Here is a 24,861-nt window from a genome sequence, read left to right on the forward strand (position 1 = left end):
AGTCCGTTTCCCGGACACAGCGCTCTTCCGTCGCGGGCGGCGGCAGCGGCAGCAGCGGTGTCGTCGTCGGGGGGAGGGGCGGGGCCGGGCCGGCTTGCGCGGCCCCGCGACTGCTGTCGGTGGCCGCCGGTCAGCGGTCCTGGGCCAGGGCGTAGAGCTCGCCGAGCAGGCTTCCCTCGGTCGCCACGAGGTCGTCGAAGGAACCCTGTTCCCGGACGGTGCCCTGGTCAAGGACGATGACCCGGTCGGCCATCCGTACGTTGTCCAGCCGGTGCGTGACCACCACGGTGATCCGGTCCGGGGCCATGGCCCGCAGTTCCCGGAAGATCTGGTGCTCGCCGCGGGCATCCATCTCGCTGGTCGGCTCGTCCAGGACGAGCACGGCCGGCTGCCGGTACATCGCCCTCGCGCACGCCAGTCGCTGCCATTGGCCGCCGGACAGTTCGTGGCCGCCCCACACCGACCGGGCGAGCAGCGTCTCCAGCTGATCGGGCAGCTCACGCAGGACCTTGGACATGCCGACCCGGTCGGCCGCGTCCCAGATACGCTCGTCGCCGTGCTCCCGGGGCTGGCCCAAGGTGATGTTCTCCCGGGCGGCGAGCGGCCAGCGCCCGTTCTTCTGCGGGACCAGGCCCACGTGCCGCCACACCGTCTCCGCGTCGGCACCGGCCAGATCGGTGTCGTCCCACAGCACCTTGCCGGCGGTGGGCACGGTCAGTCCGGTGAGCATCCGGATCAGCGTCGACTTGCCGGCGCCGTTCTCCCCGACCAGGGCGACGACCTCGCCGCGGTTCAGCGTGAGGGTGATCGGCCGGACGGCCGAGGTCTCCTTGCCCGGATAGGTGTAGGAGGCGCCCTCCACCCGGATCTGCTGCGGGGCGGTGGCCTGCGCGGTGCCGCGGGCCGTGGTCATGGCACGGACCTCGTCGATGAATTCGTAGTAGTCGGAGAGGTAGAGGCCGTGGTGGAACATGACCGTGCTGTACCGGATGATCGAGTTCAGAGCGCGGCCCGCCGTCTGGGAGGCGACGACGGCGGTGCCGGCGATCGCCGTCGACATGGAGCCCGCGAGCACCAGCCCGGCGAGCGAGGCCCACATGCCGAGCGTGAACAGGCCGCCCAGCGAAGCGGCCAGCAACGTGATCCGCAGGTAGGGCTTCGCCCCTTCGAGCTCGCGTCCTTCGACGCGGTCGCACATGGCCCGGTACCAGAAATGCAGGTAGCCGCGCATGGTGTTGGCCCTCAGCTCGTCGGCGAGGTCCGCCGTCGTCAGCCACCAGCGCATCATTCCGCGGACATTGCGGGCGGAGATCGTCCGGTCGTGGACGCGGTAGTCGACCCGCGCGGCGATCACGCCGCCCAGACCGCGGGGGACGACGGACAGCAGCAGCACACCGAGCAGCAGGGGGTGCAGGGAGGTGAGTACCGCGGCCGCCGAGGCGAGCTGGACGAGCCCGTTGGTGAGGGTCTTGGCGTCGTCGGCGAGGTCGACGGCGCGCAGCGCGCCGATCTCCGCCGCCTGGCTCCGGTCGCCGAAGCCTTCCGCGTCGTACGCGGCGAGTTCGGCCCGCATGTGGAGATCGACGAGTTCCAGATCCGCGGCCGAGGCGATCTTCGGATTCAACCTCCGGGTCGCCCAGTCCGCGAGGATCCACATGGCCGCGCCGGTGGCCATCGCCACGACGGCGACGGCCAGCGCCGGCCACGCACGGGCAAGGCCTGCGCGGGGGTCGGCGACCATGAGCCGAGGCAGGGCCTGCGCGACGGCGCCGAGCATGACGGCCGTGCCGATGCCGGACAGCAGCTGGCACACGACGATGGTGAGGGTCATGCGCCGGTCGACCTTCCAGGCCAGTCGGGCTGTCTGTTTCAGCGCGGCCGGGATGCGACGGGCCATGTCCCACAGGGTGGCGTCGTCCATCGCCCGCCGGTGCTTGCGCCCGTTGTAGTCGAGTTCGGGCGGGGCGGACGGCTGCGGAACCCCCGGCCGGGCCGCGGGAACGGACGCCGCCGTATCGGACGCGTCCAGCTCGCCTGTTTCCGTCGGGGCCGCCTTCTCGTGTGATGCCGTCACGCGAACACCCCCGCGACCAGTCGGTCCAGGGTGCGCCGGCCGCGAGCGGTGACCTCGGGGTCGCCGAGCTTCGGCCCCCGGACCAGGCAGCTCACCGCGTCCAGCGCCGCCAGGCACTTCAGCGCGTACTGCTCCTCGGGCATGAGGTCACGGCCGTAGCCCTGCAGGCACGCGGCCCGCAGGTCGGGCCGGTCTGCCCAGGTCCCGCAGGCCATCGGCACGAAGTCCTGCACAGCGGCCGCGAACCGGGCCCGCTCGAAGTCGATCCACCCGGCCTGGCGCAGATCCTTCGACCACAGGAGATTGCGTTCCCAGGCGTCGCCGTGGATGAAGGCGAGCGGCAGCGGCGGAAGGCCGCGAAGCTGCTCGGCGAGGTCGCGCACCAGCTTCTGCTCCACCGCGGTCAACCGGTCCCCGGCCTTCCGCAGGTGGTCCTCGGCGCCGTCCGCCGCGGCCTGCAACGCCTGTTCGGCCTCGGCGCGCCGGGGGCCGGACAGGTCACCGGCCGTGTGGAGGCGGGCCAGCAGGGCGCCGCCTTGCCGGTGGGCGCGGACTTCCTCCGCGGGCGTCAGCGTCAGCTGTTCGAGCGGCCGTCCCGGGACCGCGGTCAGAAGCAGGGCCAGGTGGTCGGCGTTCGAGGCGCGCAGCTGGGGCGCGCGGCCGGCGCCGAGGGCCGGGACCGCATGGCGCAGGGCGAGGGTCTCGCGCTCGTACATCACGGGCCGAGGGGAGACCTTCAGGAAGAAGCGGACGCCTGACGGCAGGTCAAGCTGAAAGACGCGCGAGCTCTCTCGCGGGTGGGAGGCGTCCCGGACGCAGGGCCGCGCTCCGAGAGCCCGGCCGGCCCACCCGAGCAGGGCGGGGGAGGGGGTGCTCAGGTGGGTCATGCCCCCCACCCCGATGACGGTCGAGATGCGGATGCGAACAGGGCACGGCGCACGTCGACGGGACGCCGGAACGCGAGGGACCGGACGGCCTGAGCCGGAGGGTTCTCGAACACGGGGTGCAGGGCGACAAGAACGCGGACAGGATTCACGGCTTCTCCTCGGTAGTGACAGGCGGATAGAGCACCCGGACAACGTCCCTGATCACAGGGGCGATACGGGCAGCCTCGGGCGACAGGTCGAGCGAAGGTTCGATGCCGGACGGGTGGGGCATGTGCTGTCGGCCCCGGCGCCGGGCACCCGCCCGTTCGATTCACCCGCACGGGGACACCGGCGTGCGCGTAGCCCGAGCGGCGGATTGCAGGACGACATCGAGGGCACCGGTCTCCTTCGGCGAGGCGTGGCTGTGCTCTGCCGGGCAACCCTCATCCACGGCACTGACAATCAGCGGGCGCCGGCACCGTGATCCGGTCATTCGAACCGGCCGGCCGGAGGGGGGCCGGGCAGGCCGGAGCGGGCTGATGACCTGGGGCGAAGCCGGGAGAAAGGATTCTCGAAGATCCGCGTCGGGGCCCGGAATCGGGCGTCCGGCAAACTGGCTTGAACTGGCTTCTGGCCAGCTCCCCGGGCGGGGCGGCGACCCGCGAGCGGCCACGGCGACCGCTAGCATCAGCACCTTCGACGCGATCGGCCCGCACCGGGGCGTTTTCTTCGACCGCCCCGTCTATTATGGCCCCTACGCGCGTGCCGGGCCCTGGTGCACTCGCAGGGACGCTGCCGGTGGCTGGAGCGTGCGAACCTCACCGTCGCGTGCGCCGTCGCCGTCATGTACCTGGCGGCGTCGAACCTCCCGGTCGACCCCACGCGCGAACGGCTCGGCCCTGGCCCGCGAGCTGAACAGCCGTGCTGCACCGCCGAACAGATCGCCGCCCTGCTGCGCACCTGGTAACCCTGATCCGTTGCCGTGCCACGACGAAATGCCGTTCGCGAAGTGACGGAATACTGTTGTCGGCTGAACGGGTCGAGTCACCACCGATGCCCCTCGGACATGCGGAAAGAGGAGCCCGCTCCGACGGGATGCACGGAAGCTCCCCAAAACCGGAGGCTGTTATGGGCCGCTCGCTCTACCTCAAGATCTATGAGGGTGATGTCCCCGCCAAGGACAGCAGTCATCCCTACGTCGCCGTCACCGTGGGCGACGAGACGGCCGGCACACCGCTGGACGACGACGCCACCGACTGGGCCCACACTTTCGAGAACGTGGACCCCACCACGCGGATCAAGTTTCACGTACACGACCGACCTGATCTGGATGACGACCTCGGAGAGCTTCAGGTAACCGTGGGTCAGTTCTTGTACAACAACGAGGACAAGAGGCAGACGATCCGTGCCGGAGACTCCAGCCTCGAAGTCAAGGCCAAGTGGCAGGGCTGACGTCCGGCGACCAGCCCCGCATCCCGCCCTGCGACGACAAGACCGGTCCGCTCCGGACGCGCCTCGCCGACTCTCGCTACAACGGCCGCCCCTGCAGTCCTACTTGGAGAAGGGGTGGCACCACCAGATGTTCCTCATCAACCTGCACCGCCCACGGCAGGCGGCACGCACACTGCTGGCACAGACAGCCGAGCACTCAACACCCCACTCGGTAAAAGAACTTGGCCCGGCTCGTGGAGCCTTGAAGAATGACGGCCATGCAGATTCGACAGGCAGGGCTTGATGACGCCTCGGCCGTCGCTGGTGTCTACGTGCGATCGTGGCAGGCGGCCTTTGCCGGTCTTGTTCCGCAGCGCTATCTCGACGCCATGGACCCAAGCCGCGACGAGCCCGGTTGGAAGTCACGTATTGCAGAGACACGGTGGCCGTCGTCGGGAGTGCTGGTAACCGAAACCGAGACGGGGATCGTCGGGTTTGCAAGTTTCGGCCCGTCGGAAGAGGCCTCTGGCATCGCGGAAATCGGCACGCTCTACACGCTGCCCGAGTGCTGGGGCACGGGGATCGGCAAGCAGCTGATGCTGGCCATGTTGGCGACTCTCAAACAGGCCGACTACCCACAGGCTGCCTTGTGGGTACTGGAAGACAATGAACGCGCTCGGCGCTTCTACGAGGCAGCCGGTTGGCGCCCAGACGGCACGGTCGTGATGGACACCACCGGTGGGGCCTCTCTCAACAAGCTGCGTTACAGCCGCCCTCTTGGTTAGCCCGCTCACGGTCCTATACGTCGGTTGAGCCAGGAAGCCGTGTGGTCGCGGGTCGGCGTCGAACTCGTGGAACCAGCACCGTGAAGCACGACGACGGACCCTTGAGTTCCCACCCAAAACCATTCAGTTTGCATGAACCCGCGGGACTCTAGGGGTGCCGGCGACAGCAGGAGTAATTGCCAAACCCTGTGGATCTGAGCGGCGTTCATGTCGAGGTGGGCTTGTGGGCGAGGATCTGGATCCCCGTTGACTGGTGCCCGTTCATGGTGGGCACCGTGATGGTGCGGGTGTCGATGGTCTGAAAGCCGGCGAGCAGGGTGGAGAACCGCTCGCGGGGGTGGTGGCGGCAGACCGCACCGTCGCCGGTTTCGAAGACGCCGTAGCTGCCGTAGTGATCGGCGTGGCGGCTGTAACGGCTGCGGTTGCGTGCGTCGTCCTGCAGGAGAAGGTCGCTGATGTAGAGGATCCCGCCGGGCTTGAGGACGCGGTTCAGCTCGGTGATCAGCCGGTGCTGGGCTTGATCGCCGGGAATGCAGGTCAGCACGGCGAAGAGCAGAACGGCGTCGAAGCCTGTGTCCGGGCAGGGTGAGGCCGGTGGTGCGTCCAGGGTGGCAAAGCGCATGGTGGGGTGCAGGCGGCGTGCCCGGCTGATCATCGCGAGGGCTTCGTGGCCGCAGTCTTCGTGTGCTGGTGGGGCAGGCTCTTGTCGCGGTCGAGGTGCCCGTACATCGTCGAGCCGCGCTCGCTGAACGTGTCGGCGATCTGCCGGACGGTCTTCTCCCGCTCGTCGTAGCGCCGTTGGGCAAGCGCGGCCTGGTCCTCGGGGAGCTTCGGCCGGCGCCCTCCGGCACGGCCGTGGGTCCGCGCGGAGGTGGGCCCGGCGTTCGTATCCGCACCTCGGCGCGGTGGCTCGGGCGCTCCTCGTCTGCGATCACCCTCGGTTACTATGCTCACTTCATGCCGGAGGCTGGCAGCAAAGGGCGCACCGCCATCGACGGACTGCTTGGGATGCGGGGAGATCGGCATGCCGGCCGGAATTCCCCAGAGTCTCCCCAGGCTCGTCGACGCGTGATTCCCGTCGCTCCACCCCTGTCATGGCTGCCGTGGATTGCAAGGCTGAAGAGATGGATGGCCTGGGAAAGTGTTGAAAGCGGTCACTGTGACCCGCTACATCACGCCGTTGCGTGAGGGTGGCTCGCTGCCGGGGCTCGTCGAGGCCGACGACTTCGGGACGTACGTCATGAAGTTCACCGGTGCGGGGCAGGGCCGCAAGACGCTGGTCGCCGAGGTCGTCTGCGGTGAACTCGCGCGCCGGCTCGGGTTCCGGATTCCCCGGCTGGTCACCGTCGAACTGGATCCGGTACTGGGGCTCGGCGAGCCCGAGCAGCAGGTGCAGGACCTGCTGCGGGGCAGCGGCGGCACCAACCTCGGCATGGACTTCCTCTCCGGTGCCCTCGGCTTCGACCCGCTCGCCTTCGCGGTGAGCCCCGAGGAGGCCGGGCGGATCGTCTGGTTCGACGCGCTGGTCAACAACGTCGACCGCTCGTGGCGCAACCCCAACCTGCTGGTCCACCAGGGCGACCTGTGGCTCATCGACCACGGCGCCACCATGATCTGGCAGCACAACTGGCCGGCGGCGGAGGCGTCCGCGGCCCGCCCGTACGACGCCGCCGACCACGCGCTGAGCGGGTTCCGCCCCGACGCCGGGGCGGCTGCCGCCGAGTTGGCGCCCCTGGTCACCGAGGACCTGCTCGCCGAGGTCACCGCCGAGATCCCGGACGTCTGGCTCGCCGAAGAGCCCGGCTTCGCCACCCCCGACGACCTGCGGCGCACCTACGCGCGGCCGCTGCTCGCCCGGGCCGCCGTCATCCACGAGCGCATCACCGGCATCGAGGGGGCCAAGTGAGCGAGACCCACATCAACGTGGCCGGGCAGATGACCGAGCGCCACATCACCCGGGCGGGCCAGGGGGGCGGCCGGGACGTCTTCGAGTACGCCCTGGTGCGCGTCGTGCCCCGGGTGGAGCGCGGCGAGTGCATCAACGCCGGCGTGCTGGTGTACTGCCGGGCCAAGGGCTACGTCGGCGCCCGCACCCATCTCGACGAGGCCCGGCTGCTCGCCCTGGACCCGGACGCGGACGTCGCCGGGGTGCGGGCCGCGCTCGGCGCGGTGGAGAAGGTCTGCGCGGGCGGCGAGGGGGCGGGGCACGCGGCCGGGGACGATCCGGGACGGCGCTTCCGCTGGCTGGTGGCGCCCCGCTCCACCGTCGTACAGCCGGGACCCGTGCACACCGGACTCACCCGTGACCCGGCCGCCGAGACGGAGCGGTTGCTGGACCTCCTGGTGAGGTAATGGATCACACTGCGCGGCGTGACGTTGACACCGCGTGCCAGGGCTTCTAGCGTCACGTCTGTCGAAGGTACTAAGCGGTCGCTCACCATCACGGCCGGGTTCTCGATCAGGTGTTCTCAGGTTGAGCCAAGAATTCTCAAGGGCGAGGAGAAACAGCAATGTCCAGCACTGAGCAGCGGGTAGCCGTCGTCACCGGTGCCGCGCGTGGCATCGGCGCCGCCACCGCCGTACGACTGGCCGCCGAGGGCCGTGCGGTCGCCGTGATCGACCTCGACGAGGCCGCCTGCAAGGACACCGTCGAGAAGATCACCGCGGCCGGCGGCAAGGCCATCGCGGTCGGCGCCGACGTCTCCGACGAGGCCCAGGTCGCCGCCGCGATCGCGCGGGTCGTCGAGGAGCTGGGTGCCCCGACCATCCTGGTCAACAACGCCGGCGTGCTCCGCGACAACCTGCTGTTCAAGATGTCCGCGTCCGACTGGGACACGGTCCTCAACGTGCACCTGCGCGGCTCCTTCCTGATGACCAAGGCCGTCCAGCAGCACATGGTCGAGGCCGGCTGGGGCCGGGTCGTCAACCTGTCCTCCTCCTCGGCGCTCGGCAACCGCGGCCAGGCCAACTACTCCGCCGCCAAGGCCGGTCTGCAGGGCTTCACCAAGACCCTCGCCATCGAGCTCGGCAAGTTCGGCATCACCGCCAACGCCGTCGCCCCCGGCTTCATCGCCACCGAGATGACCAAGGCCACCGCCGAGCGCGTGAAGATGGGCTTCGAGGAGTTCAAGGCCGCCGCGGCGACCCAGATCCCCGTGCAGCGCGTCGGCGAGCCCGAGGACATCGCCAACGCCATCGCCTTCTTCACGAACGAGGCCGCGGGCTTCGTCTCCGGCCAGGTGCTGTACGTGGCCGGCGGACCGCTCGACTAGAAGAACACCGCAGAACACCGGGGAACCTGGGGAACACTGACATGACTGAACTGCCCGAGCTGTCCGGCAAGGTCGCCGTCGTCACCGGCGCGAGCCGCGGCATCGGCTACGGCGTCGCCGAGGCGATGGTCGCCCGCGGCGACCGCGTCGTCATCACCGGCCGCAACGAGGACGCCCTCAAGGAGGCCGTCGAGAGCCTCGGCTCCGAGCGCGTCATCGGCGTCGCCGGCAAGGCGCACGACCTGGCCCACCAGAGCGAGGTCGTCGAACGCGCCATGACGGCCTTCGGCCGCGTCGACTACCTGGTCAACAACGCCGGAACCAACCCGGTGTTCGGCCCGATCGCCGACGTCGACCTGGACGTGGCCCGCAAGGTGTTCGAGACCAACGTGGTCTCCGCCCTCGGCTTCGCCCAGAAGACCTGGCACGCCTGGCAGAAGGACAACGGCGGAGCCATCGTCAACATCGCCTCCGTCGCCGGCCTTTCGGCCTCGCCGTTCATCGGCGCGTACGGCATCAGCAAGGCCGCGATGATCAACCTGACCCAGCAGCTGGCGCACGAGTTCGCCCCCGGCGTCCGGGTCAACGCGATCGCCCCCGCGGTCGTCAAGACGAAGTTCGCGGAGGCCCTGTACGAGGGCCGCGAGGCGGAGGCCGCCGCGGGCTACCCGCTCAAGCGGCTGGGTGTGCCCTCCGACATCGGCGGCGCCGCCGCGTTCCTCACCTCGGAGCAGTCCGACTGGATCACCGGCCAGACGCTCGTCGTCGACGGCGGCATCTTCCTCAACGCCGGCATGGCCTGACGGACCGTCGGGCGTCGTTTTCGTCACAGACATCTGCCGCATCTGTGAGGAAAACGGCGCCCGTGCGGTCGTACAAGATCCGCACAGGAGGATGACAACGTCGTCATAGCACATTCGATCAACGCCCGTGTTTCCGGGGTGCTTCAACGCGCGCAACGCTGCGGTATGGTCTGCCGCCGACCCCTGGTACGGCGGATCGAGGAGCGTGCGCGTGTTCAACCGGAACCGAGGCCTGCGAAGAGTCGCCGCGGTCGCGTCCATCTCCCTGGTGGCCGGGTGCGGGGTGCTCTCCGGCAGCAGCGCGGACAACAGCGGCCCGATCGTCGTCGGCACCACCAGCGCCCCCAGCACCCTTGACCCGGCGGGATCGTGGGACGGCTCCTGGGAGCTGTTCCGGAACGTCTACCAGACACTGCTCGCCTATCCCGACGGCGCCACCACCCCGCAGCCCGACGCCGCGCAGAACTGCGCCTTCACCGACTCCGGATCCCGCACCTACCGCTGCGAGCTGCGCTCCGGACTGAAGTTCGCCGACGGCGACAAGCTCGACGCCCAGGCCGTCAAGTACTCCATCGACCGGATCCGGAGCATCAACGCGCCGAGCGGTCCGGCCGGACTGCTCGGCAGCCTCGACCGGGTACAGGCCACCGGCGACCGCGAGGTGGTCTTCCACCTCAACAAGCCCGACGCCACCTTCCCGTTCGTGCTCGCCACCCCGGCCATGTCGATCGTCGACCCCGGCGACTACCCCGCCCACTCGCTGCGCAAGGACGCGTCCGTGCACGGCTCCGGGCCGTACACCCTCAAGTCCTACGAGGACGGCAAACGGGCCGAGCTGGTCCGCAACGACACCTACCAGGGCTTCGCCGACCGGCAGAACGACGCGGTGACCATCCGCTACTTCCAGGACTCGGCCACCATGGTCAAGGCCCTGCGCTCCGGGGACATCGACGTCACCTACCGCGGCCTCGCCGCCTCCGACATCGTCGCCCTGCAGGCGCACCGCAGCACCGACCTGCAGCTGATCGACGGCACCGGCACCGACATCAGCTACCTGGTGTTCAACCCGAGGGACCCGTGGGCCAAGCTGCCCGCCGTGCGCAAGGCCGTCGCCCAGCTCGTCGACCGCGCCGCGATCGCCCACACCGTCTACAAGGACACCGTCGACCCGCTGTACTCCATGGTCCCGGCCGGCCTGACCGGCCACACCACCGGCTTCTTCGACGACTTCGGAGACCCCAGCACCTCCAAGGCCCACAAGATCCTCGCCGACGCGGGCATCACCCGGCGCGTCCCGCTCACCTTCTGGTACACCACCGACCGCTACGGCTCCGAGACCGGCCGGATGTTCCAGGAGCTCAAGCAGCAGCTGGACGACTCCGGCCTGTTCACCGTCACTCTCAGGAGCCGGCCCTGGAAGACCTACGTCGTCGGCTACCAGAAGGGCGAGTACCCGGTGTTCGGCCGCGGCTGGTTCCCGGACTTCCCCGACGCCGACAACTTCATCGCGCCCTTCGTCGGCGAGCAGAACGCCCTCGGCACGCCCTACCCGTCCCCCGTGATCACCGGCAAGCTGCTGCCGCAGTCCCGCGGTGAGAGCGACCGCGCCGAGGTCGTGAAGGACTTCGAGGAGGCCCAGCAGATCCTCGTCGACGACGCCCGGCTGATCCCGCTGTGGCAGGGGCGGCAGTACGTCGCGGCCAGCGACGACGTCTCCGGCGGCGAGCAGGCGCTCGACCCGTCGACGATCATGATGATGTGGGAGCTGCACCGCAAGACCAGCTGGTGAAACCGCCGTCCGGCACCGGTTGTCAGTGGTCGCCTGTAGGTTTTCCGGTACCGGCAGGATCTGCAAGTGACCGCAATTCGTGAGGACGTTGACGTGACCGACATCGCCATGCTGCCCGAGTCCTGGCGCGGGGTTCTGGGCGACGAGCTGCAGCAGCCCTACTTCAAGGAGCTGACCGAGTTCGTCGAGGAGGAGCGGGCGAAGGGTCCCGTCTACCCGCCGCGCGAGGAGGTCTTCGCCGCGCTGGAGGCGACGCCGTTCGACCAGGTCAAGGTCTTCGTCCTCGGCCAGGACCCGTACCACGGCGAGGGCCAGGGCCACGGGCTGTGCTTCTCCGTCCGCCCCGGGGTGCGGATCCCGCCGTCCCTGCGGAACATCTACAAGGAGATGCGCGAGGAGCTGGGCTGGGAGTCCGTGCCGGACAACGGCTATCTGATGCCGTGGGCCCAGCAGGGCGTGCTGCTGCTCAACGCGGTCCTCACGGTCCGCGCCGGTGAGGCCAACTCGCACAAGAACAAGGGCTGGGAGAAGTTCACGGACGCGGTGATCCGCGCGATCGCCGACCGGCCCGACCCGGCCGTCTTCGTCCTCTGGGGCGGCTACGCGCAGAAGAAGCTGCGGCTGATCGACGAGACCCGGCACGTGGTGATCCAGGGCGCACACCCGTCCCCGCTCTCCGCGAAGAAGTTCTTCGGCTCCCGCCCCTTCACCCAGATCAACGAGGCGGTGGCGGCCCAGGGCCACGAGGCGATCGACTGGCGGATCCCGAACCTGGGCTGAGCCTCCCGGCCGAGGGCCGGGGGAGGAACCGCGCGACCGGCCCCCACCGGCCCGCGCTCCCACGGCGCCGCCTGACGGGGAAATCCGGCGGCGCCGTCTAGCGTCGGCAGCACACAACGGCTTACAGCCCGGAGGGCCCCGTGGCGGAGCGACAGGAGCGCACGGCACCCGATGCCGTGCTCACGCGGATCGGGCAGGTCGTGATGCTGCACCACGCCGGGGACCGCGAGGAGGCCCGGCGACGCCTGCTCGACCTGTGGGCGGAGTTCGGCGAACACGGCGCGCCGCTGCACCGCTGCACCCTGGCCCACTACCTGGCCGACACCCAGGACGACCCGTCCGACGAACTCGCCTGGGACCTTCGGGCGTTGTCCGCGGCGGACGAGGCGGAGGAAGACGTGCGGCTGCGCGGTTTCTACCCCTCCCTGCACCTGAACCTCGCCGCCGACTACGTGAAGCTCGGCCGAACCGAGGCCGCCCGCAGCCACCTGCACCACGCCCGCGGCACGGCCGCCGCACTCGGCGACGACGGGTACGGCAACGGCGTCCGGGCCGCGATCAGCCGCCTGGAGCAACGGCTCGGCGACGCGGGCGACCCCGGCGGCGATTCCTGGGGCCCACCGCGACAGCGGCCGAAGTAGCACCGCGCCGGGCTCTCAATGCCCGTACGCCTGCTTGCAGACGCGTGCCTGCGTGCTGTCCGCGGCCCAGCCGCCGTACTGCTCGCCGAGGGCGCACACGTCCGGGGGCTTCGGGACGGAGCGGGAGAGACCCGGGAGGTCGGCCTGCGGGCTGTGCGACCGGCGGGCGGCGGGGGGATGCGGGGTGGCGGCACGCGGAGCCGCCGCCAGGGGTCGACGGTCGGCCGGGGGAGGGGGCACGGGTGCATGTGGCGCGGCCGGTGCGGCGTGGTGGGACGGGCGGGACGGGCCGACCATCTCCAGGGCCTCCTTGACCGGCGCCTGCACCACCCGTGGCTCGGCGCTGCCGTCCGGGCGGGGCACCGACGGCAGCGAGGGCGCCGTACCCGCAGGCGGGCCGGGTGCCGCCGGGTGCTGGACCGTCACACAGCCGGAGAGGGCCGAGACGGTCACGGTGACCAGGAGCGCTGCGGTGGTCGTCGTTCGATGCACCCGCGCAACTCTGCTGGTTCGGCGCGGGGGTTGACACCGTCGACAAGACTTTGGTGCCCCGCACGGGTGATCTCGTGCCCCGTACGGGGGACGGGTGGCTGTCAGGCTGACGTCATTCGCCGGTCGCGCCGTCGATCCGCTCCCGGATCAGGTCGGCGTGGCCGTTGTGCCGGGCGTACTCCTCGATCATGTGGGTGTGGATCCAGCGCAGGTTGAACCGTTCGCCGGTGCGGCGGTGACGGCCCTTGGACAGGTCGTCCAGACCGAAGCCGGCCGCGGCCCGCCGGGCGGTCTCGATCTCGGCCTGCCAGGCCCCGTACGCCTCCTGCCAGGTGTCCGCCTCGGTGAGGTGGAACTCGGCGTCCGGATCCTCCTCGCTGAAGTACAGCCACGGTGCCTCCTCCCCGGCGAGGACCTTGCGGTACCAGGACCGCTCCACGTCGGCCATGTGGCGCACCAGCCCCATCAGGGACAGCGGGGACGGCTCCACGGAGGCGGTCCGGAGCTGGGCGTCGGTCAGGCCCTCGCACTTCGCCGCGAGGGTCAGCCGGTGGAACTCCAGCCAGCCCTCCAGCATGGTGCGTTCGTCGGCGTCCGTGTCGGGTGCACGGCGTTCGGTCGTCATGCCCGGGATCCTGACGCACACCCGGCCGATCCCACCACGGATTATCGGCCCGTATGCTTTCGCACAGGTATGTGAGGGCAACCGCTAGGGGAGCGTCAGTGAAGGTCGGCTGCATCGGACTCGGCGACATCGCGCAGAAGGCGTACCTGCCGGTGCTGGCCGTCCAGCCGGGGCTGGAACTCCACCTCCAGACCCGCACCCCCGCCACCCTGGCCCGGGTCGCCGACAGCCTCCACCTGCCCGAGGACCGCCGGCACGCGACCCTCGACGACCTCCTCGCCCGGAACCTGGACGCCGCCTTCGTGCACGCGGCCACCGTCGCCCACCCGGAGATCGTCACCCGGCTCCTCGAAGCGGGCGTACCGACGTACGTCGACAAGCCCCTCGCCTACCGGCTCGCCGACTCCGAACGGCTCGTGACGCTCGCGGAGGCGCGGAACGTGTCGCTGGCCGTCGGCTTCAACCGGCGCCACGCCCCCGGCTACGTGCAGTGCGCCGACCACCCGCGCGAACTGATCCTGATGCAGAAGAACCGCATCGGGCTGCCCGAGGAACCCCGCACGATGATCCTCGACGACTTCATCCACGTCGTCGACACCCTGCGCTTCCTCGCCCCCGGCCCGGTCGAGGACGTGACCGTCCGCGCGCGGGTCGCCGACGGCCTGCTGCACCACGTCGTCCTCCAGCTCGCCGGCGACGGATTCACGGCGCTCGGCGTGATGAACAGGCTCAGCGGCTCGGCGGAGGAGATCCTGGAGGTCTCCGGGCAGGACACCAAGCGCCAGGTCCTCAACCTCGCCGAGGTCGTCGACCACAAGGGCCAGCCGACGGTCCGGCGGCGCGGCGACTGGGTGCCGGTCGCCCGGCAGCGCGGCATCGAACAGGCCGTGCTCGCCTTCCTGGACGCCGTCCGCGCCGGGAAGGTGCTCAGCGCCCGGGACGCACTGGCGACTCACGAGCTGTGCGAGCAGGTGGTACGAGAGGTTCGGCGGCGCTCCGGCGCAGCCTGACCGTCCGCAGCCCCTCGGCCAGGCAGTACGCGGCCAGCACCAGCAGCGCGCCGTCCACCGGCCAGTCGCCGTACCGCACGAACGGGGTGACCCCGCGGGCGATCGGCACCTCGTAGACCCGGGCGGTGCTCGCGTCGGTGCCGAGCCACGGGCCGATGCGCTCGCCGCCGGGTCCGTACACGGCGGACACCCCGGTCAGGGTGGCGTGCACCATCGTGCGGCCGGTCTCGGCGGCCCGGAGCGCGGCCAGCGAGGCGTGCTGCTCGGGGGCCCAGCTGTCCTGGAAGGAAGAGGTGGACGTCTGGCCGACCAGCACTTGGGCGCCGTCCTGGGCGAGGTGCCGGCTCATGTCGGGGAACGCCGTCTCGAAGCAGATCAGCGGGCCGATCCGCAGCCCGTGGCCGACGTCCATCACCACCTGCTCGGTGCCGCGCCGCCGGTCCTCGCCGGCCGCCCTGCCGACCGAGGTGGCCCAGCCGAGCAGGGAGCGGGCCGGTATGTACTCGCCGAACGGCACCAGGCGCATCTTGTCGTACCGGTCGCCGGTCGGGCCGTCGGCGCCGACCAGGATGGAGCTCTTGTAGATGCCGGGCCGGTCGGAGCGCCGCGCGTCGACGTTCACCAGGATGTCCGCGCCGGTCTCCCGGGAGAGGGCGGCGATCCGCCGCGCGAGATCGGGCCGGTCCCCGAGGTCGTACCCGACGCTGCTCTCGCCCCAGACGATCAGGTCGGGGTGCTGCCCGGCCAGCCGCCGGGTCAGCTGCTCCTCCCGGTCGAACCGCCGGTCGCCGCTGTCGGTGCCGTCGACGACGCCGGGTTGCACGACGGCGATCCGGACGTGACCGTCGACGTCCGGGCGCGGTGACCACACCCAGGCGGCCGAGGTCGCGGCGGCCGTGGCCACCAGCGAGGCCACCGCGGGGACCCGGGCCTCCCGCACGGATATCAGCACGGTGACCGCGACGTTGACGGCCACCACCAGGAAGCTCAGCAGCCACACCCCGCCGACCGAGGCCAGCCGCAGCGCCGGGGTCACCTGCCACTGGGTCGCGCCGAGCATCCCCCACGGCCCGCCGAGCCCCTGCCAGGACCGCACCAGCTCCACCATCAGCCAGCCCGAGGGCAGCACCAGTACCGCGGCCGCGGCCCGCCCCGGCGACGGCACCCCGCCCAGCAGCCGGCGCGTCACCCAGCCCCAGGGCGCCCAGAACACGCTCAGCAGACCGGCGATCAGGAAGATGAAGACGTGCAGGCTCGGCAGCAGCCAGTGGTGCACGGCGACCATGAACCCGAACCCGCCGCACCAGCCGTCGTACGCCGCCCGCCGTCCGGTCGGCGCCGAGCGCGCCAGCAGCAGCCATGGCACCAGCGCGACGTACGCGAACCACCACAGCGACGGCGCCGGGAAGGCCAGCACCGGCAGTGCGCCCGCGAGCGCCCCGACGCAGCAACGCCGCCACGGGGAGGTGAGCCAGCGCTCGACGGTCCTCATCCATCGCCTCCTGCCTGCGGGTCCTTCCAGTGTGCGGGACCGGGCGCGATCCCCGACAGGGGGCAGGGGCGCGGGCTCAGTCGGACACGGCCACCGCACGCGGGTCCGGCAGCCTGCGCCACCGCTCCTCGACGACCACCTGACGCAGCCGCCAGCCGTCCCCGGTGCGCAGGAACGCGAAGGAGTAGCGGCCGCCGCACACGAAGTCCGGGGCGGTGGAGGCGGCGTCGCCGCCCGCGAAGCGCATCGGGTTGACGTAATCGGCCTGCAGATGGGCGGTGTCGCCGGTGTCGTGGTCCAGGATCCCGAACCGCACCCGGCGGTTGACGATCAGATGCTGCCGCATCGAGAAGAGGGTCAGGTTCTCCGCGAGCCACCCGGCCACCTGACCGGCATCGCCCTCGATCCCGCCGGCGGAGCGGTAGTCGGCCCGCCCGTCCGCCGTGAACAGCCTCCGGTACGCCGCCCAGTCACCGTCGTCGACGGCCACCGCGTACTCGGTGACCATCTCGTCCACGGCCAGCCGGTCCATCACGGTCGCGAGCTCCACACGCTGCGTCATCGGCTCAGTGTTGGGCACCGGGCGGGCGGAGCCAAGGGGCACGGGCGATATTCGGTGATGTTCGAACAGGATTCACCGCCGCTCTCCGTCGAGCCGTGCAGCTGAGTCGAGTTGTGCCGACGAGCCCCGCGTGCTCCGGTGGTCCTGCCGTCGAACCCCTTACCGACGACGACTCCCGATGCGCAGCGTGACCCAGCAGGCTCTGCCCGGCCCTGGTCGGCGGCGGCATCCCCACTCAGGGCGGGGTGAGTACGAGCACTCATGCGCGAGGTCCTCGGCGTCCTGCACATTGCATGCATGCGATCAACATCCCTCCCCAAGCTCGCGCTGGCAGCGGCCCTCGGCTGCACGCTCCTGTCCGCCTGCGGCACTCAGCACAGCACCACCGGTCAGCCCCCGGCGGCCCGCGCCGTTCCGGCGGCGACTCCGCTGGACGCCTCGCCGGGTGTCAACGATCCGGAGACACGGTTCCTCGCACTGCTGACCCGCATCGCGCAGAGCTGCGCCCCCGACGACAAGGGCATGGGTGACGTGCCCGACCCCAGGGACCTGCCGGGCTGGGAGGACGCGCCCCCACCGAGATACGGGGCGGGCGAGACCCCGCCGGGTGCGCCGGACGCCACGGGAGACATACCGGTTCCCGTGGACGCCCCCGCGTCGCCGACCAAGTGATCGTCGACGCGTTCGGGGCCCCGGAGACGGAGGGCGTGAACGTGACCGGTGTGCTGCGGAGGTGCTGTGGCGTCGGGCGATGAGTTCCGCTGCGGCGGGAGGTCTTCCTGGGCGGATGTGCAAGCCTGACGACCGGTGAGGAAACCCCAGCGTGAGCGACATGGTGGTCCAGCAGATCGTTCGGCCCGAGCGTGTGATGTCGGGACCGTGGCCGGAGGTGATCGCCTCGAATCTCGACCACCACCGGGCGACCTTCCTGTGGAAGTGCGAGGGCCTCTCGGAGGAGCGGCTGCGGCAACGTCCGGTGCGGTCGTCGGCGCTGACCCTGCTGGGGCTCATGCGCCATCTGCAGGGGGTCGAGCGGGCCTGGTTCCAGCGGACGCTGGCCGGTACGACGCCCCGCTTCCCGCCCTATCGGACCTACGCCACCGCCGGCGGCGGCGAGTGGTACGACGAGTCGGACGCCACGCCGGCCGGGGACGTCTACGAGGACTACCTCAAGGCGTGCGAGGAGTCGCGGCAGGTCTTCGCGGAGGTGACCGCCGATCTCGCCCGCATCGTGCCGAACCCGGAGTTCGGTGACACCGATGTGCGGTTCGTCCTTGAACACGTCATCGAGGAGTACGCCCGCCACGTCGGCCACGCGGACCTCCTCCGTGAGGCCATCGACGGCGCCACCGGCGAGTAGCCTGCCGGTTGACCTGCCGCTGTACGTGACGTGAAAGGGGCCAGGGGGACCATGCAGGTGTCAGAGGCCGGGCGGGCGGTGGCCGCGGCCGTCTCGACCGCCGCAGCGCTCGGGCTGACCGTCGACGACGCGCGCGTTCTCCATGACTCCAACAAGTTGACTCTGCGGCTGCTGCCCTGCGACGTCCTGGCCCGGGTGGCACCCGCGGCGCATCGGGTCGCGCGGTTCGAGATCGGGCTCGCCCGGCGGCTCGCCGAAGCCGGGTGCCCGGTGGCCGTGCTCGAACCGCGGGTGGAGCCACGCGTCCATGAGCGTGACGGTTTCGAGGTCACGCTGTGGACCTACTACGAACCCGTGGCGCCTCGGCGGGAGGTCCCACCGGCCGACTACGCCCGCGCGCTGGCGCGGCTGCATGCCGGCATGCGTGAACTCGACGTCCCGACGCCGCACTTCACGGACCGGGTCGAGCAGGCTCAGCGGCTCGTGGCGGACCGCGACCGCACTCCGGCGCTCGCCGAGGCCGACCGGGAGCTGCTCGGCGGGACGTTGCGGGGCCTGCGGCGCGCGGTCGGCGAGCGCGGTGCCGCCGAGCAGTTGCTGCACGGCGAGCCGCACCCGGGCAACGTGCTCAGCACGGCCGACGGACTGCTCTTCGTCGACCTGGAGACGTGCTGCCGCGGGCCCGTCGAATTCGACCTCGCCCATGCGCCCGAAGCAGTGGGCGAACACTATCCGGGGGCCGATCAGGAACTGCTGCGCACGTGCCGGATCCTCGTGCTGGCGATGATCACCGCATGGCGCTGGGACGCGGACGACCAGCTCCCGGACGGGCGTCGGCTGGGCGCGGAGTGGCTCGCCCGGATCCGGGCGGCACTCGGTCCCGACGCCCAGGACACCCGGCGCTGAGAGCCTGCGGCGCGGGCCGGTGCGGGCCGGTGCTCGTGCCTGCGGGGTCGTAAGATCGTCGTCCGGTCGGTTCGAGGAGGTCTGCGATGGCACGTCCCGTCACGGTGGTCACCGGTGGCAGCAGGGGTATCGGCGCGGCGACCTGTCTGCGGCTCGCGGCCGACGGGCACGACGTGGCGATCGGTTACGTCCGGGACGGGGACGCCGCCGAGGCGGTCGCGGAGGAGGCGCGGAAGGCCGGGGCGCGCTGTGCCGTCGTCCGGGTGGACACCTCCGTGGAGGCCGATGTGGAGGGGCTGTTCGACGCGGCGGAGCGGGAGCTGGGGGCCGTCACCGGGCTGGTGAACAACGCCGCCGTGACCGGGCCGTTCGGGCGGCTGGCCGACGCGGAGGCCGCGGATCTCCGCCGGGTGGTGGAGGTCAACCTGCTGGGCGCGCTGCTGTGTTCACGCCGTGCAGCCCGGCTGATGGCGGCGCGGGGGAGCGGCGCGATCGTGAACGTGTCCTCGGCGGCGGCCACCCTCGGCAGCCCCGGGGAGTACGTCCACTACGCGGCGACCAAGGCGGCCGTCGACGCCCTCACCGTGGGCCTCGCCAAGGAACTCGGCCCCGACGGCGTGCGGGTCAACGCGGTGGCACCCGGCGTGATCGACACGGAGATCCATGCTGCGATGGGCGACCCCGGCCGAGCCGAACGGGTCGGTCACACCACGCCGTTGGGCCGTGCAGGGCGGCCCGAGGAGATCGCCGCCGCGATCGCCTGGTTGCTGTCGCCCGAGGCCTCCTACACGACGGGCACGGTGCTGCGCGTCTCCGGCGGCCGGTGAACACCGGGCCGGTCGGGGCCGGTCAGGCAGCCTCGATGATCTGTTCGCGGATCGCCGCGGCCCACTCGACCACCAGCAGCTCGTACTCCGACCGCTCCTGAGCCGACAGCGTTCCGCCCGCACGCAGCCACAGCGCCCGGATGTGCTCGTTGACCTCGGCAGCAGACCGCACGGAACCAGGGGTTCGGGAATCGGGGGACATGAGAAACAGCGTAGGGGCAAGAACTGACCGTGCGCTACCGGGCCACTACGCAGACCGTATGGGGTTGGTCACGGGCGATACGGCGGGCGGGTGGCCATGCCTTGGCATTTGCCAGGCGGCTCGTCCGGGCTCCGGCCGGGCGGTGCGCCCCTGGGCAGGACTTCGTCCTCGCCGGAGCGGGTGCGGCGGCCCCGAACCCCCGGAGAGCGGCGGGAGTCGGGGGTTGGCCGAGATGCGGCGCCCGGCCGTCATCGCGTCGTCGTTCCCGCGCCGTTCTCCCGCCGTCCCCCCGTCGTCACCCGGTCGGCAGCGCCGAGGCGAGCAGCGCGAGCTTCTCGGCGCTGCCGCTCCCCGGGTCCGGGTGGTAGACGACGAGGGTCTGTCCCGCCGCCCCGCTGACGCTCAGCCGCTCCCGGTTCAGCCGCAGCCGGCCGACCTGGGGGTGGTCGACGACCTTGGCCGCGCCGTCGCAGGACGTCACGTCGTGCCGGGCCCAGAGGCGGCTGAAGTGCGGGCTGGCGACGGAGAGTTCGCCGACGAGCTCGATGACGCGCGGGTCGTCCGTGTCGGTCCCGACGGAGCTCCGGAAACCGGCGACCATGCCGGCACCGGCCTCCTCCCAGCCGGGGTGGAGGGCCTGCTCGGCGGGGTCGAGGAAGATGTCCCGCAGCCGGTTGGCGCCGACCGAGAAGCGCGGTGACAGCGCGGTCGCGAGGGAGTTGACGGCGAGGACGTCGAAGTACCGGCCCTCCACCAGCGCGGGCAGCGGCAGAGCGGCGACGAGCTGGGCGACGCCCGGCGGGACGGTCTCCTGCCGGGCCCGGCGCCGGCGCCGGCGTGGCCGTTCGGTGCCGAGACGCAGCAGGTACGCCGTCGCGTCCTCGTCGAGCCGCAGCACGCGTGCGAGGGACTCCAGGACCTGCACGGAGGGGTTGCGGTCGCGGCCCTGCTCCAGGCGCAGGTAGTAGTCGGCGCTGATGCCGGCCAGCATCGCGACCTCCTCCCGGCGCAGCCCCGGCACCCGCCGCAGCCCCTGCACGGGGATGCCGACCTGCTCCGGCGTGACCAGCTCGCGGCGGGCCCGCACGTACGCGCCCAGCGGGTTCGGTTCGTCGGTCATCCCGCCACCGTAACGCCGGCCCCGCGCCCGTGCCTGGTCCTGTCACCCCCAGGATCACCAGGGCGCTGCCCCGTCCGGCGCCGGGCCGCCAGCGTGGACGGCGACAGCGAAGAGCAAGCCGAGGAGCGCGATCATGTCGACGTATCTGCTGGTGCACGGTGCCTGGCACAGCGGGGAGTGCTGGGAGCGGGTGGTCCCCCTGCTGGCGGCGGCGGGGCACCGGGTGTACGCACCCTCCCTGACCGGTCACGGCGAGAAGGCCGGTCTGCTCGGCCCGGACATCGGTCTCGACACCCACGTGGCCGACGTGGTCGGGCTGATCAGGGACGCGGACCTCACCGACGTCGTCCTCGTCGGACACAGCTACGCGGGGCTGGTCGTCTCGGCCGCCGCCAACGAGGTGCCCGACCGCATCGGGCACCTGGTCTACCTCGACGCGATGGTCCCGGAGCACGGCGAGACCGCGGCCGACGTCCAGCCCGCGGCCCGCGGCCTGATCGACCGGGCCCTCGCGTCCGAGAGCGGCTGGCGGGTCCCGCCGCTGCCCGAACTGCCGCCGCCCTACGGCCTGTTCGGGGTGACCGAGGCGGCGGACGTGACGTGGCTGCGCGGCCTGCTGTCCGACCAGGCGGTGCGCACCCTCCAGCAGCCGGTGCGCCTGGACGATCCCGCCGTGGGCGCGATCCCGCGGACCCACATCCACTGCGTGGCGAACGTCCCGGAGGGCATCGCCCGCCGACCGGTCCCCGCGACGGAGCCGGTGTGGGAACTGCCCACCGGCCACGACTGCATGATCACCATGCCGGCGGAACTCACCGACCTGCTGCTCAAGCTGGGCTGATCCCCGACGGGATATTCGCTGGGCCCGGCAGCCGCCTGTCCCTAGGGTCGGCGTATGACGGACGAGAACCAGCGGGCGGTACAGGCGGCCATCGACGCGGAGCTGCGGCTCCTCGATCCCGGGGTGCGGGGCCGCCCGGACCGCGTCCTGGAGCTGCTCGACCCGGACTTCACCGAGGTCGGGGTCTCCGGCCGCCGCTGGGACGCGACGTCGATCCTCACGGTGACCGGCGGCGGATCGGTGTCCCCTGAGTCACCGGTCGAGGTGACCGAGATGTCCGGGACCGTGCTGGCCCCGGGCATCGTGCACCTGACCTACTCCGCGGACAACCAGGGCCGCCGGGCCTGGCGCAGCTCCCTGTGGCGGCTCACGGAGACGGGCTGGCGCATGTACTACCACCAGGGCACCTTGGCCGTCGGCGACAGCTGAGCGCGGCTGAAGGCGCCGCACCGGGCCGTCGGTCCTCCGCGGCGCCGCCGTGGCTGGTCGCGCAGTTCCCCGCGCCCCTTTCGGGGCGCTGTTGAGTGGCCGGGACCGGCTGGGTGTGGCGATGGGTGTCGAGTTGTCGGTCCTCCGCGGCGCCGCCGTGGCTGGTCGCGCAGTTCCCCGCGCCCCTTTCGGGGCGCTGCCGACTTGGGCGGAGCTGCGCTGTTCGGGGCCTTCCGCGGAGCGTCTAGCTAGCCGACTCCGCCGCGTGCGGGCTCAGTACATCTGCGCTGACCAGGGCGATGATCACGATGCCGAGGGCGATGCGGTACCAGACGAACGGCATGAAGCTCTTGTTGGAGATCCACTTCATGAACCATGCGATCACCGCATACCCGGACACGAAGGCGATCACCGTCGCGAACAGGGTCGGGCCCCAGGCCACATGGCCCTCGCTCACCGAGTCCTTGACCTCGAAGGCGCCGGAGGCCAGCACCGCCGGGATGGCGAGCAGGAAGGAGTAGCGGGCCGCCGCCTCGCGCCGGTAGCCCATGAACAGGCCCCCGCTGATGGTGGCGCCGGAGCGGGAGACGCCGGGGATCAGGGCGCAGGCCTGGCAGAGGCCGTAGATCAGGCCGTCCTTCACGCTCAGGTTCTCGAGCGTCTTGCGCTGCTTCGGCGCCCGGTGCCGGCCGCCCGTCTCGTCGCGGGCGGCGAGCCGGTCGGCGATGCCGATGACGATGCCCACGACGATGAGCATGGTCGCGGTGATGCGCAGATCGCGGAACGGACCCTCGATCTGGTCCTTCAAGGTCACGCCCAGCAGACCGATCGGGATCGAGCCGACGATCACCAGCCAGCCCATCTGGGCGTCGTGGTTGCGCCGCATCGCCTTGTCGAACAGCGACCGGAACCAGGCCGAGACGATCCGCCCGATGTCCTTGCGGAAGTAGATCAGCACCGCGGTCTCCGTGCCGATCTGGGTGATCGCCGTGAAGGCGGCCCCCGGATCCTTCCAGCCGGAGAAGGCCGCGGTCAGCCGCAGATGCGCGCTGGAGGAGACGGGCAGGAACTCGGTCAGCCCCTGGACGAGGCCGAGGACCAGCGATTCAAACCAAGACATGAAGGTACGGCGTCCCAGGGGTGAGGTAGGGGCGGGCGGTCGCGCGGGCTCACGTGGTCGTGCGGGAACACGCGCTCGCGCAACCGCGCGCGAGCACACGGGCACGTGATCATGCGCGTCCCATCGCAGCGTATCGGGCCGGGGTGACAGTGGGGACACAGGGGGTTCGGCAGGTGGACCGGCGGCCACGGGGTGTTGACCGGTCAAGGTGCCGCCGCTTACGTTTCTGCAGGAGAAAGCGCTTGCTCCGCACATCGGGGTGCGGGTGCGGCGCGCTTCGGGCGGGAGTTCGCCCATCGCCGGTACACGCCCGAGGAGTGCTGATCACGTCCATGCCCCGCTCCCCCCGCTCCGCGGCCCCCTTCGCCGGCCGCCGCATCCGGGCCGCCGTCGTCGACGCCGGCGCCATCGGGCGCGGCTCCCGTCCGCCCGCCGTCACCCGGCCGGCCACGGGCTGGGCACCGGCCGTGCGCGAGGAGGTGTCCGCGTGAGCGGCGAACTGCGGATCACGCACACCCACGGCGACCGGATCACCGTGACCGAGCCGGTCACCGGGGTGCAGCTCTTCTCGTACGTCTACCGGCCGGAGACGGCCTGGGAGGCGCCGCGGCCCTATCTGCACCCGATCCGTACCCTCGCCGGGGACGTGGTCACCGACTACCGGCCCAACGACCACCGCTGGCACAAGGGCCTCTCCCTGACCGCCTCCCACCTGTCGGGCGCGAACCTGTGGGGCGGCAACTCCTATGTGCACGGCCGGGGTTACCTGGCCATCCCGGAGCGCGTCGGCTCGATGCGGCATGCCGGGTTCGACGAGCTGTCCTCGGCCGACGGCCGCCTCGTCGTCGCCGAGCGGCTGACCTGGCATCCGTACGACGGGACGCTGTGGGCGCAGGAGCGGCGCCGCATCGAGGTCCATGACGTGGATCCCGGGGCGCGTTCCTGGGCGCTGACCTGGACCAGCGCGATCACCAACCGCCGTACCGAACCGCTGCTGTTCGGCAGCCCGACCACGGCCGGGCGTGAACAGGCGGGCTACACCGGCCTGTTCTGGCGCGGCCCGCGCGCCTTCCGGGACGGCCGGATCGTCGGCCCCGAGGGGGAGGGTCCGGCGGCCATGGGCTCGCAGTCCCCCTGGCTGGCCCTGTCCGGCGAGCACGACGGCGCCGACGGCCATGCCACCGTCGTCTTCGAACACGCCCCGGAGAACGACCACCTGGGCACCCGCGGCAGCCACCCCGCGCACTGGTTCGTGCGCAACGAGCCGTTCGCAGGCATCGCCCCCTCGTGGGCCTTCCACGACGAGCTGGAACTGGCCCCCGGCGACACCCTCCGGCGCCGCTACCGGGTCGTCGTCGCCGACGGCGCCTGGGAGCGCGCGGAGATCGCCGGGTACCTGGCGGCGCATCCGTGGTGAGGGCGGGGCGGTAGCCC

Annotated in this window: 30 protein-coding genes; 19 read left to right on the plus strand and 11 right to left on the minus strand. The window is 71.4% G+C overall.

The window, feature by feature from the left end; translation table 11 throughout:
• Positions 1-130: 130 nt before the first annotated feature.
• Positions 131-2,074, minus strand: coding sequence for an ATP-binding cassette domain-containing protein (locus ACIQVL_RS38335; RefSeq protein WP_403477667.1), 1,944 nt, complete (start codon positions 2,072-2,074; stop codon positions 131-133).
• Positions 2,071-2,961: a phosphotransferase enzyme family protein gene (locus ACIQVL_RS38340; protein ID WP_403477668.1), complete on the minus strand. Its 891-nt coding sequence runs from the start codon at positions 2,959-2,961 to the stop codon at positions 2,071-2,073. The genes ACIQVL_RS38335 and ACIQVL_RS38340 overlap by 4 nt, the downstream gene beginning before the upstream one ends.
• Positions 2,962-3,715: 754 nt before the next feature.
• Here ACIQVL_RS38340 and ACIQVL_RS38345 point away from each other — a divergent pair.
• The 3 genes from ACIQVL_RS38345 (at position 3,716) to ACIQVL_RS38355 (ending at position 5,156) form a co-directional block, all read left to right on the plus strand.
• Positions 3,716-3,907 carry a hypothetical protein gene (locus tag ACIQVL_RS38345; protein WP_403477669.1) on the plus strand — a complete coding sequence of 64 codons (192 nt, stop codon included), beginning with the start codon at positions 3,716-3,718 and terminating at the stop codon, positions 3,905-3,907.
• Positions 3,908-4,035: 128 nt separating this feature from the next.
• Positions 4,036-4,392 (plus strand): C2 domain-containing protein, encoded by a 357-nt coding sequence (locus tag ACIQVL_RS38350; protein WP_403477670.1) that lies wholly within the window; start codon positions 4,036-4,038, stop codon positions 4,390-4,392.
• A 248-nt stretch (positions 4,393-4,640) separates the two neighbouring features.
• Positions 4,641-5,156, plus strand: coding sequence for a GNAT family N-acetyltransferase (locus tag ACIQVL_RS38355; protein ID WP_403442872.1), 516 nt, complete (start codon positions 4,641-4,643; stop codon positions 5,154-5,156).
• Between the two features lie 205 nt (positions 5,157-5,361).
• Here the strand turns inward: ACIQVL_RS38355 and ACIQVL_RS38360 are convergent, their stop codons facing one another.
• Together ACIQVL_RS38360 and ACIQVL_RS38365 are read right to left on the minus strand one after the other, a co-directional pair.
• Complete coding sequence (locus ACIQVL_RS38360) at positions 5,362-5,811, minus strand: class I SAM-dependent methyltransferase (protein ID WP_403477671.1); 450 nt, start codon at positions 5,809-5,811, stop codon at positions 5,362-5,364.
• Entirely contained in the window at positions 5,808-6,182 is a 375-nt protein-coding gene (locus tag ACIQVL_RS38365) for a hypothetical protein (RefSeq protein WP_403477672.1), read from the minus strand. The genes ACIQVL_RS38360 and ACIQVL_RS38365 overlap by 4 nt, the downstream gene beginning before the upstream one ends.
• A 115-nt stretch (positions 6,183-6,297) precedes the next feature.
• On the opposite strand from ACIQVL_RS38365, the gene ACIQVL_RS38370 reads away from it, so the two are divergent.
• The 7 genes from ACIQVL_RS38370 (at position 6,298) to ACIQVL_RS38400 (ending at position 12,441) form a co-directional block, all read left to right on the plus strand.
• The gene (locus ACIQVL_RS38370; RefSeq protein ID WP_403477673.1) at positions 6,298-7,062 is read left to right on the plus strand and encodes a HipA family kinase; all 765 of its coding nucleotides are present in this window, start codon (positions 6,298-6,300) and stop codon (positions 7,060-7,062) included.
• A 29-nt stretch (positions 7,063-7,091) separates the two neighbouring features.
• Positions 7,092-7,508, plus strand: a complete 417-nt coding sequence (locus ACIQVL_RS38375; RefSeq protein WP_403477729.1) for a DUF3037 domain-containing protein — start codon at positions 7,092-7,094, stop codon at positions 7,506-7,508.
• A gap of 158 nt (positions 7,509-7,666) precedes the next feature.
• Positions 7,667-8,428: a 3-oxoacyl-ACP reductase FabG gene (fabG, locus tag ACIQVL_RS38380; protein WP_089105586.1), complete on the plus strand. Its 762-nt coding sequence runs from the start codon at positions 7,667-7,669 to the stop codon at positions 8,426-8,428.
• 41 nt (positions 8,429-8,469) lie between these two features.
• Positions 8,470-9,231: an SDR family oxidoreductase gene (locus ACIQVL_RS38385; protein ID WP_403442883.1), complete on the plus strand. Its 762-nt coding sequence runs from the start codon at positions 8,470-8,472 to the stop codon at positions 9,229-9,231.
• Between the two features lie 211 nt (positions 9,232-9,442).
• Entirely contained in the window at positions 9,443-11,020 is a 1,578-nt protein-coding gene (locus ACIQVL_RS38390) for an ABC transporter substrate-binding protein (protein ID WP_403477674.1), read from the plus strand.
• A 93-nt stretch (positions 11,021-11,113) separates the two neighbouring features.
• Positions 11,114-11,800, plus strand: a complete 687-nt coding sequence (gene ung / locus ACIQVL_RS38395; RefSeq protein ID WP_403442888.1) for a uracil-DNA glycosylase — start codon at positions 11,114-11,116, stop codon at positions 11,798-11,800.
• Between the two features lie 140 nt (positions 11,801-11,940).
• A complete protein-coding gene (locus ACIQVL_RS38400) occupies positions 11,941-12,441 on the plus strand; it encodes a hypothetical protein (RefSeq protein WP_403442890.1) in 501 nt (166 codons plus the stop codon).
• 15 nt (positions 12,442-12,456) lie between these two features.
• Here ACIQVL_RS38400 and ACIQVL_RS38405 read toward each other — a convergent pair whose 3' ends face one another.
• Positions 12,457-12,933 (minus strand): hypothetical protein, encoded by a 477-nt coding sequence (locus tag ACIQVL_RS38405; protein WP_403442893.1) that lies wholly within the window; start codon positions 12,931-12,933, stop codon positions 12,457-12,459.
• A 112-nt stretch (positions 12,934-13,045) separates the two neighbouring features.
• A complete protein-coding gene (locus ACIQVL_RS38410) occupies positions 13,046-13,558 on the minus strand; it encodes a DinB family protein (protein ID WP_403442894.1) in 513 nt (170 codons plus the stop codon).
• A 98-nt stretch (positions 13,559-13,656) separates the two neighbouring features.
• Here ACIQVL_RS38410 and ACIQVL_RS38415 point away from each other — a divergent pair, with 98 nt between their 5' ends.
• A complete protein-coding gene (locus ACIQVL_RS38415) occupies positions 13,657-14,568 on the plus strand; it encodes a Gfo/Idh/MocA family protein (protein WP_403442897.1) in 912 nt (303 codons plus the stop codon).
• On the opposite strand, the gene lnt is transcribed toward ACIQVL_RS38415, so the two are convergent.
• Both lnt and ACIQVL_RS38425 read right to left on the minus strand, forming a co-directional pair.
• Complete coding sequence (gene lnt, locus ACIQVL_RS38420) at positions 14,486-16,060, minus strand: apolipoprotein N-acyltransferase (protein WP_403442899.1); 1,575 nt, start codon at positions 16,058-16,060, stop codon at positions 14,486-14,488. The genes ACIQVL_RS38415 and lnt overlap by 83 nt on opposite strands.
• Positions 16,061-16,136: 76 nt before the next feature.
• The gene (locus ACIQVL_RS38425; protein WP_403442902.1) at positions 16,137-16,622 is read right to left on the minus strand and encodes a nuclear transport factor 2 family protein; all 486 of its coding nucleotides are present in this window, start codon (positions 16,620-16,622) and stop codon (positions 16,137-16,139) included.
• 297 nt (positions 16,623-16,919) lie between these two features.
• Here ACIQVL_RS38425 and ACIQVL_RS38430 point away from each other — a divergent pair, with 297 nt between their 5' ends.
• The 4 genes from ACIQVL_RS38430 to ACIQVL_RS38445 all read left to right on the plus strand — a co-directional run bounded on the left by ACIQVL_RS38430 (position 16,920) and on the right by ACIQVL_RS38445 (position 19,715).
• Positions 16,920-17,294 (plus strand): hypothetical protein, encoded by a 375-nt coding sequence (locus tag ACIQVL_RS38430; protein WP_403477675.1) that lies wholly within the window; start codon positions 16,920-16,922, stop codon positions 17,292-17,294.
• Between the two features lie 151 nt (positions 17,295-17,445).
• A complete protein-coding gene (locus ACIQVL_RS38435) occupies positions 17,446-17,982 on the plus strand; it encodes a DinB family protein (RefSeq protein ID WP_403442907.1) in 537 nt (178 codons plus the stop codon).
• Positions 17,983-18,033: 51 nt separating this feature from the next.
• Positions 18,034-18,888: a phosphotransferase enzyme family protein gene (locus tag ACIQVL_RS38440; RefSeq protein WP_403442909.1), complete on the plus strand. Its 855-nt coding sequence runs from the start codon at positions 18,034-18,036 to the stop codon at positions 18,886-18,888.
• An 86-nt stretch (positions 18,889-18,974) separates the two neighbouring features.
• Positions 18,975-19,715: an SDR family oxidoreductase gene (locus tag ACIQVL_RS38445; protein ID WP_403442911.1), complete on the plus strand. Its 741-nt coding sequence runs from the start codon at positions 18,975-18,977 to the stop codon at positions 19,713-19,715.
• 22 nt (positions 19,716-19,737) lie between these two features.
• Here the strand turns inward: ACIQVL_RS38445 and ACIQVL_RS38450 are convergent, their stop codons facing one another.
• Positions 19,738-19,917: a hypothetical protein gene (locus tag ACIQVL_RS38450; protein WP_350778494.1), complete on the minus strand. Its 180-nt coding sequence runs from the start codon at positions 19,915-19,917 to the stop codon at positions 19,738-19,740.
• Between the two features lie 295 nt (positions 19,918-20,212).
• Entirely contained in the window at positions 20,213-21,037 is an 825-nt protein-coding gene (locus ACIQVL_RS38455; RefSeq protein WP_403477676.1) for a helix-turn-helix domain-containing protein, read from the minus strand.
• A gap of 133 nt (positions 21,038-21,170) precedes the next feature.
• On the opposite strand from ACIQVL_RS38455, the gene ACIQVL_RS38460 reads away from it, so the two are divergent.
• Together ACIQVL_RS38460 and ACIQVL_RS38465 are read left to right on the plus strand one after the other, a co-directional pair.
• Entirely contained in the window at positions 21,171-21,878 is a 708-nt protein-coding gene (locus tag ACIQVL_RS38460) for an alpha/beta fold hydrolase (protein ID WP_403442916.1), read from the plus strand.
• 54 nt (positions 21,879-21,932) lie between these two features.
• Entirely contained in the window at positions 21,933-22,307 is a 375-nt protein-coding gene (locus ACIQVL_RS38465; RefSeq protein WP_403442918.1) for a DUF4440 domain-containing protein, read from the plus strand.
• 244 nt (positions 22,308-22,551) lie between these two features.
• Here ACIQVL_RS38465 and ACIQVL_RS38470 read toward each other — a convergent pair whose 3' ends face one another.
• Positions 22,552-23,427, minus strand: coding sequence for an undecaprenyl-diphosphate phosphatase (locus ACIQVL_RS38470; protein ID WP_403442921.1), 876 nt, complete (start codon positions 23,425-23,427; stop codon positions 22,552-22,554).
• 332 nt (positions 23,428-23,759) lie between these two features.
• Between ACIQVL_RS38470 and ACIQVL_RS38475 the strand changes: the two genes are divergently transcribed.
• Both ACIQVL_RS38475 and ACIQVL_RS38480 read left to right on the plus strand, forming a co-directional pair.
• Positions 23,760-23,918 carry a hypothetical protein gene (locus tag ACIQVL_RS38475; RefSeq protein ID WP_403442923.1) on the plus strand — a complete coding sequence of 53 codons (159 nt, stop codon included), beginning with the start codon at positions 23,760-23,762 and terminating at the stop codon, positions 23,916-23,918.
• Positions 23,915-24,844: a PmoA family protein gene (locus ACIQVL_RS38480; RefSeq protein ID WP_403442925.1), complete on the plus strand. Its 930-nt coding sequence runs from the start codon at positions 23,915-23,917 to the stop codon at positions 24,842-24,844. Before ACIQVL_RS38475 ends, ACIQVL_RS38480 begins: the two co-directional genes overlap by 4 nt.
• The last annotated feature ends 17 nt before the right edge of the window (positions 24,845-24,861 follow it).

The organism is Streptomyces sp. NPDC090499 (assembly GCF_044769305.1).
In the GTDB taxonomy this organism is placed as follows: domain Bacteria; phylum Actinomycetota; class Actinomycetes; order Streptomycetales; family Streptomycetaceae; genus Streptomyces.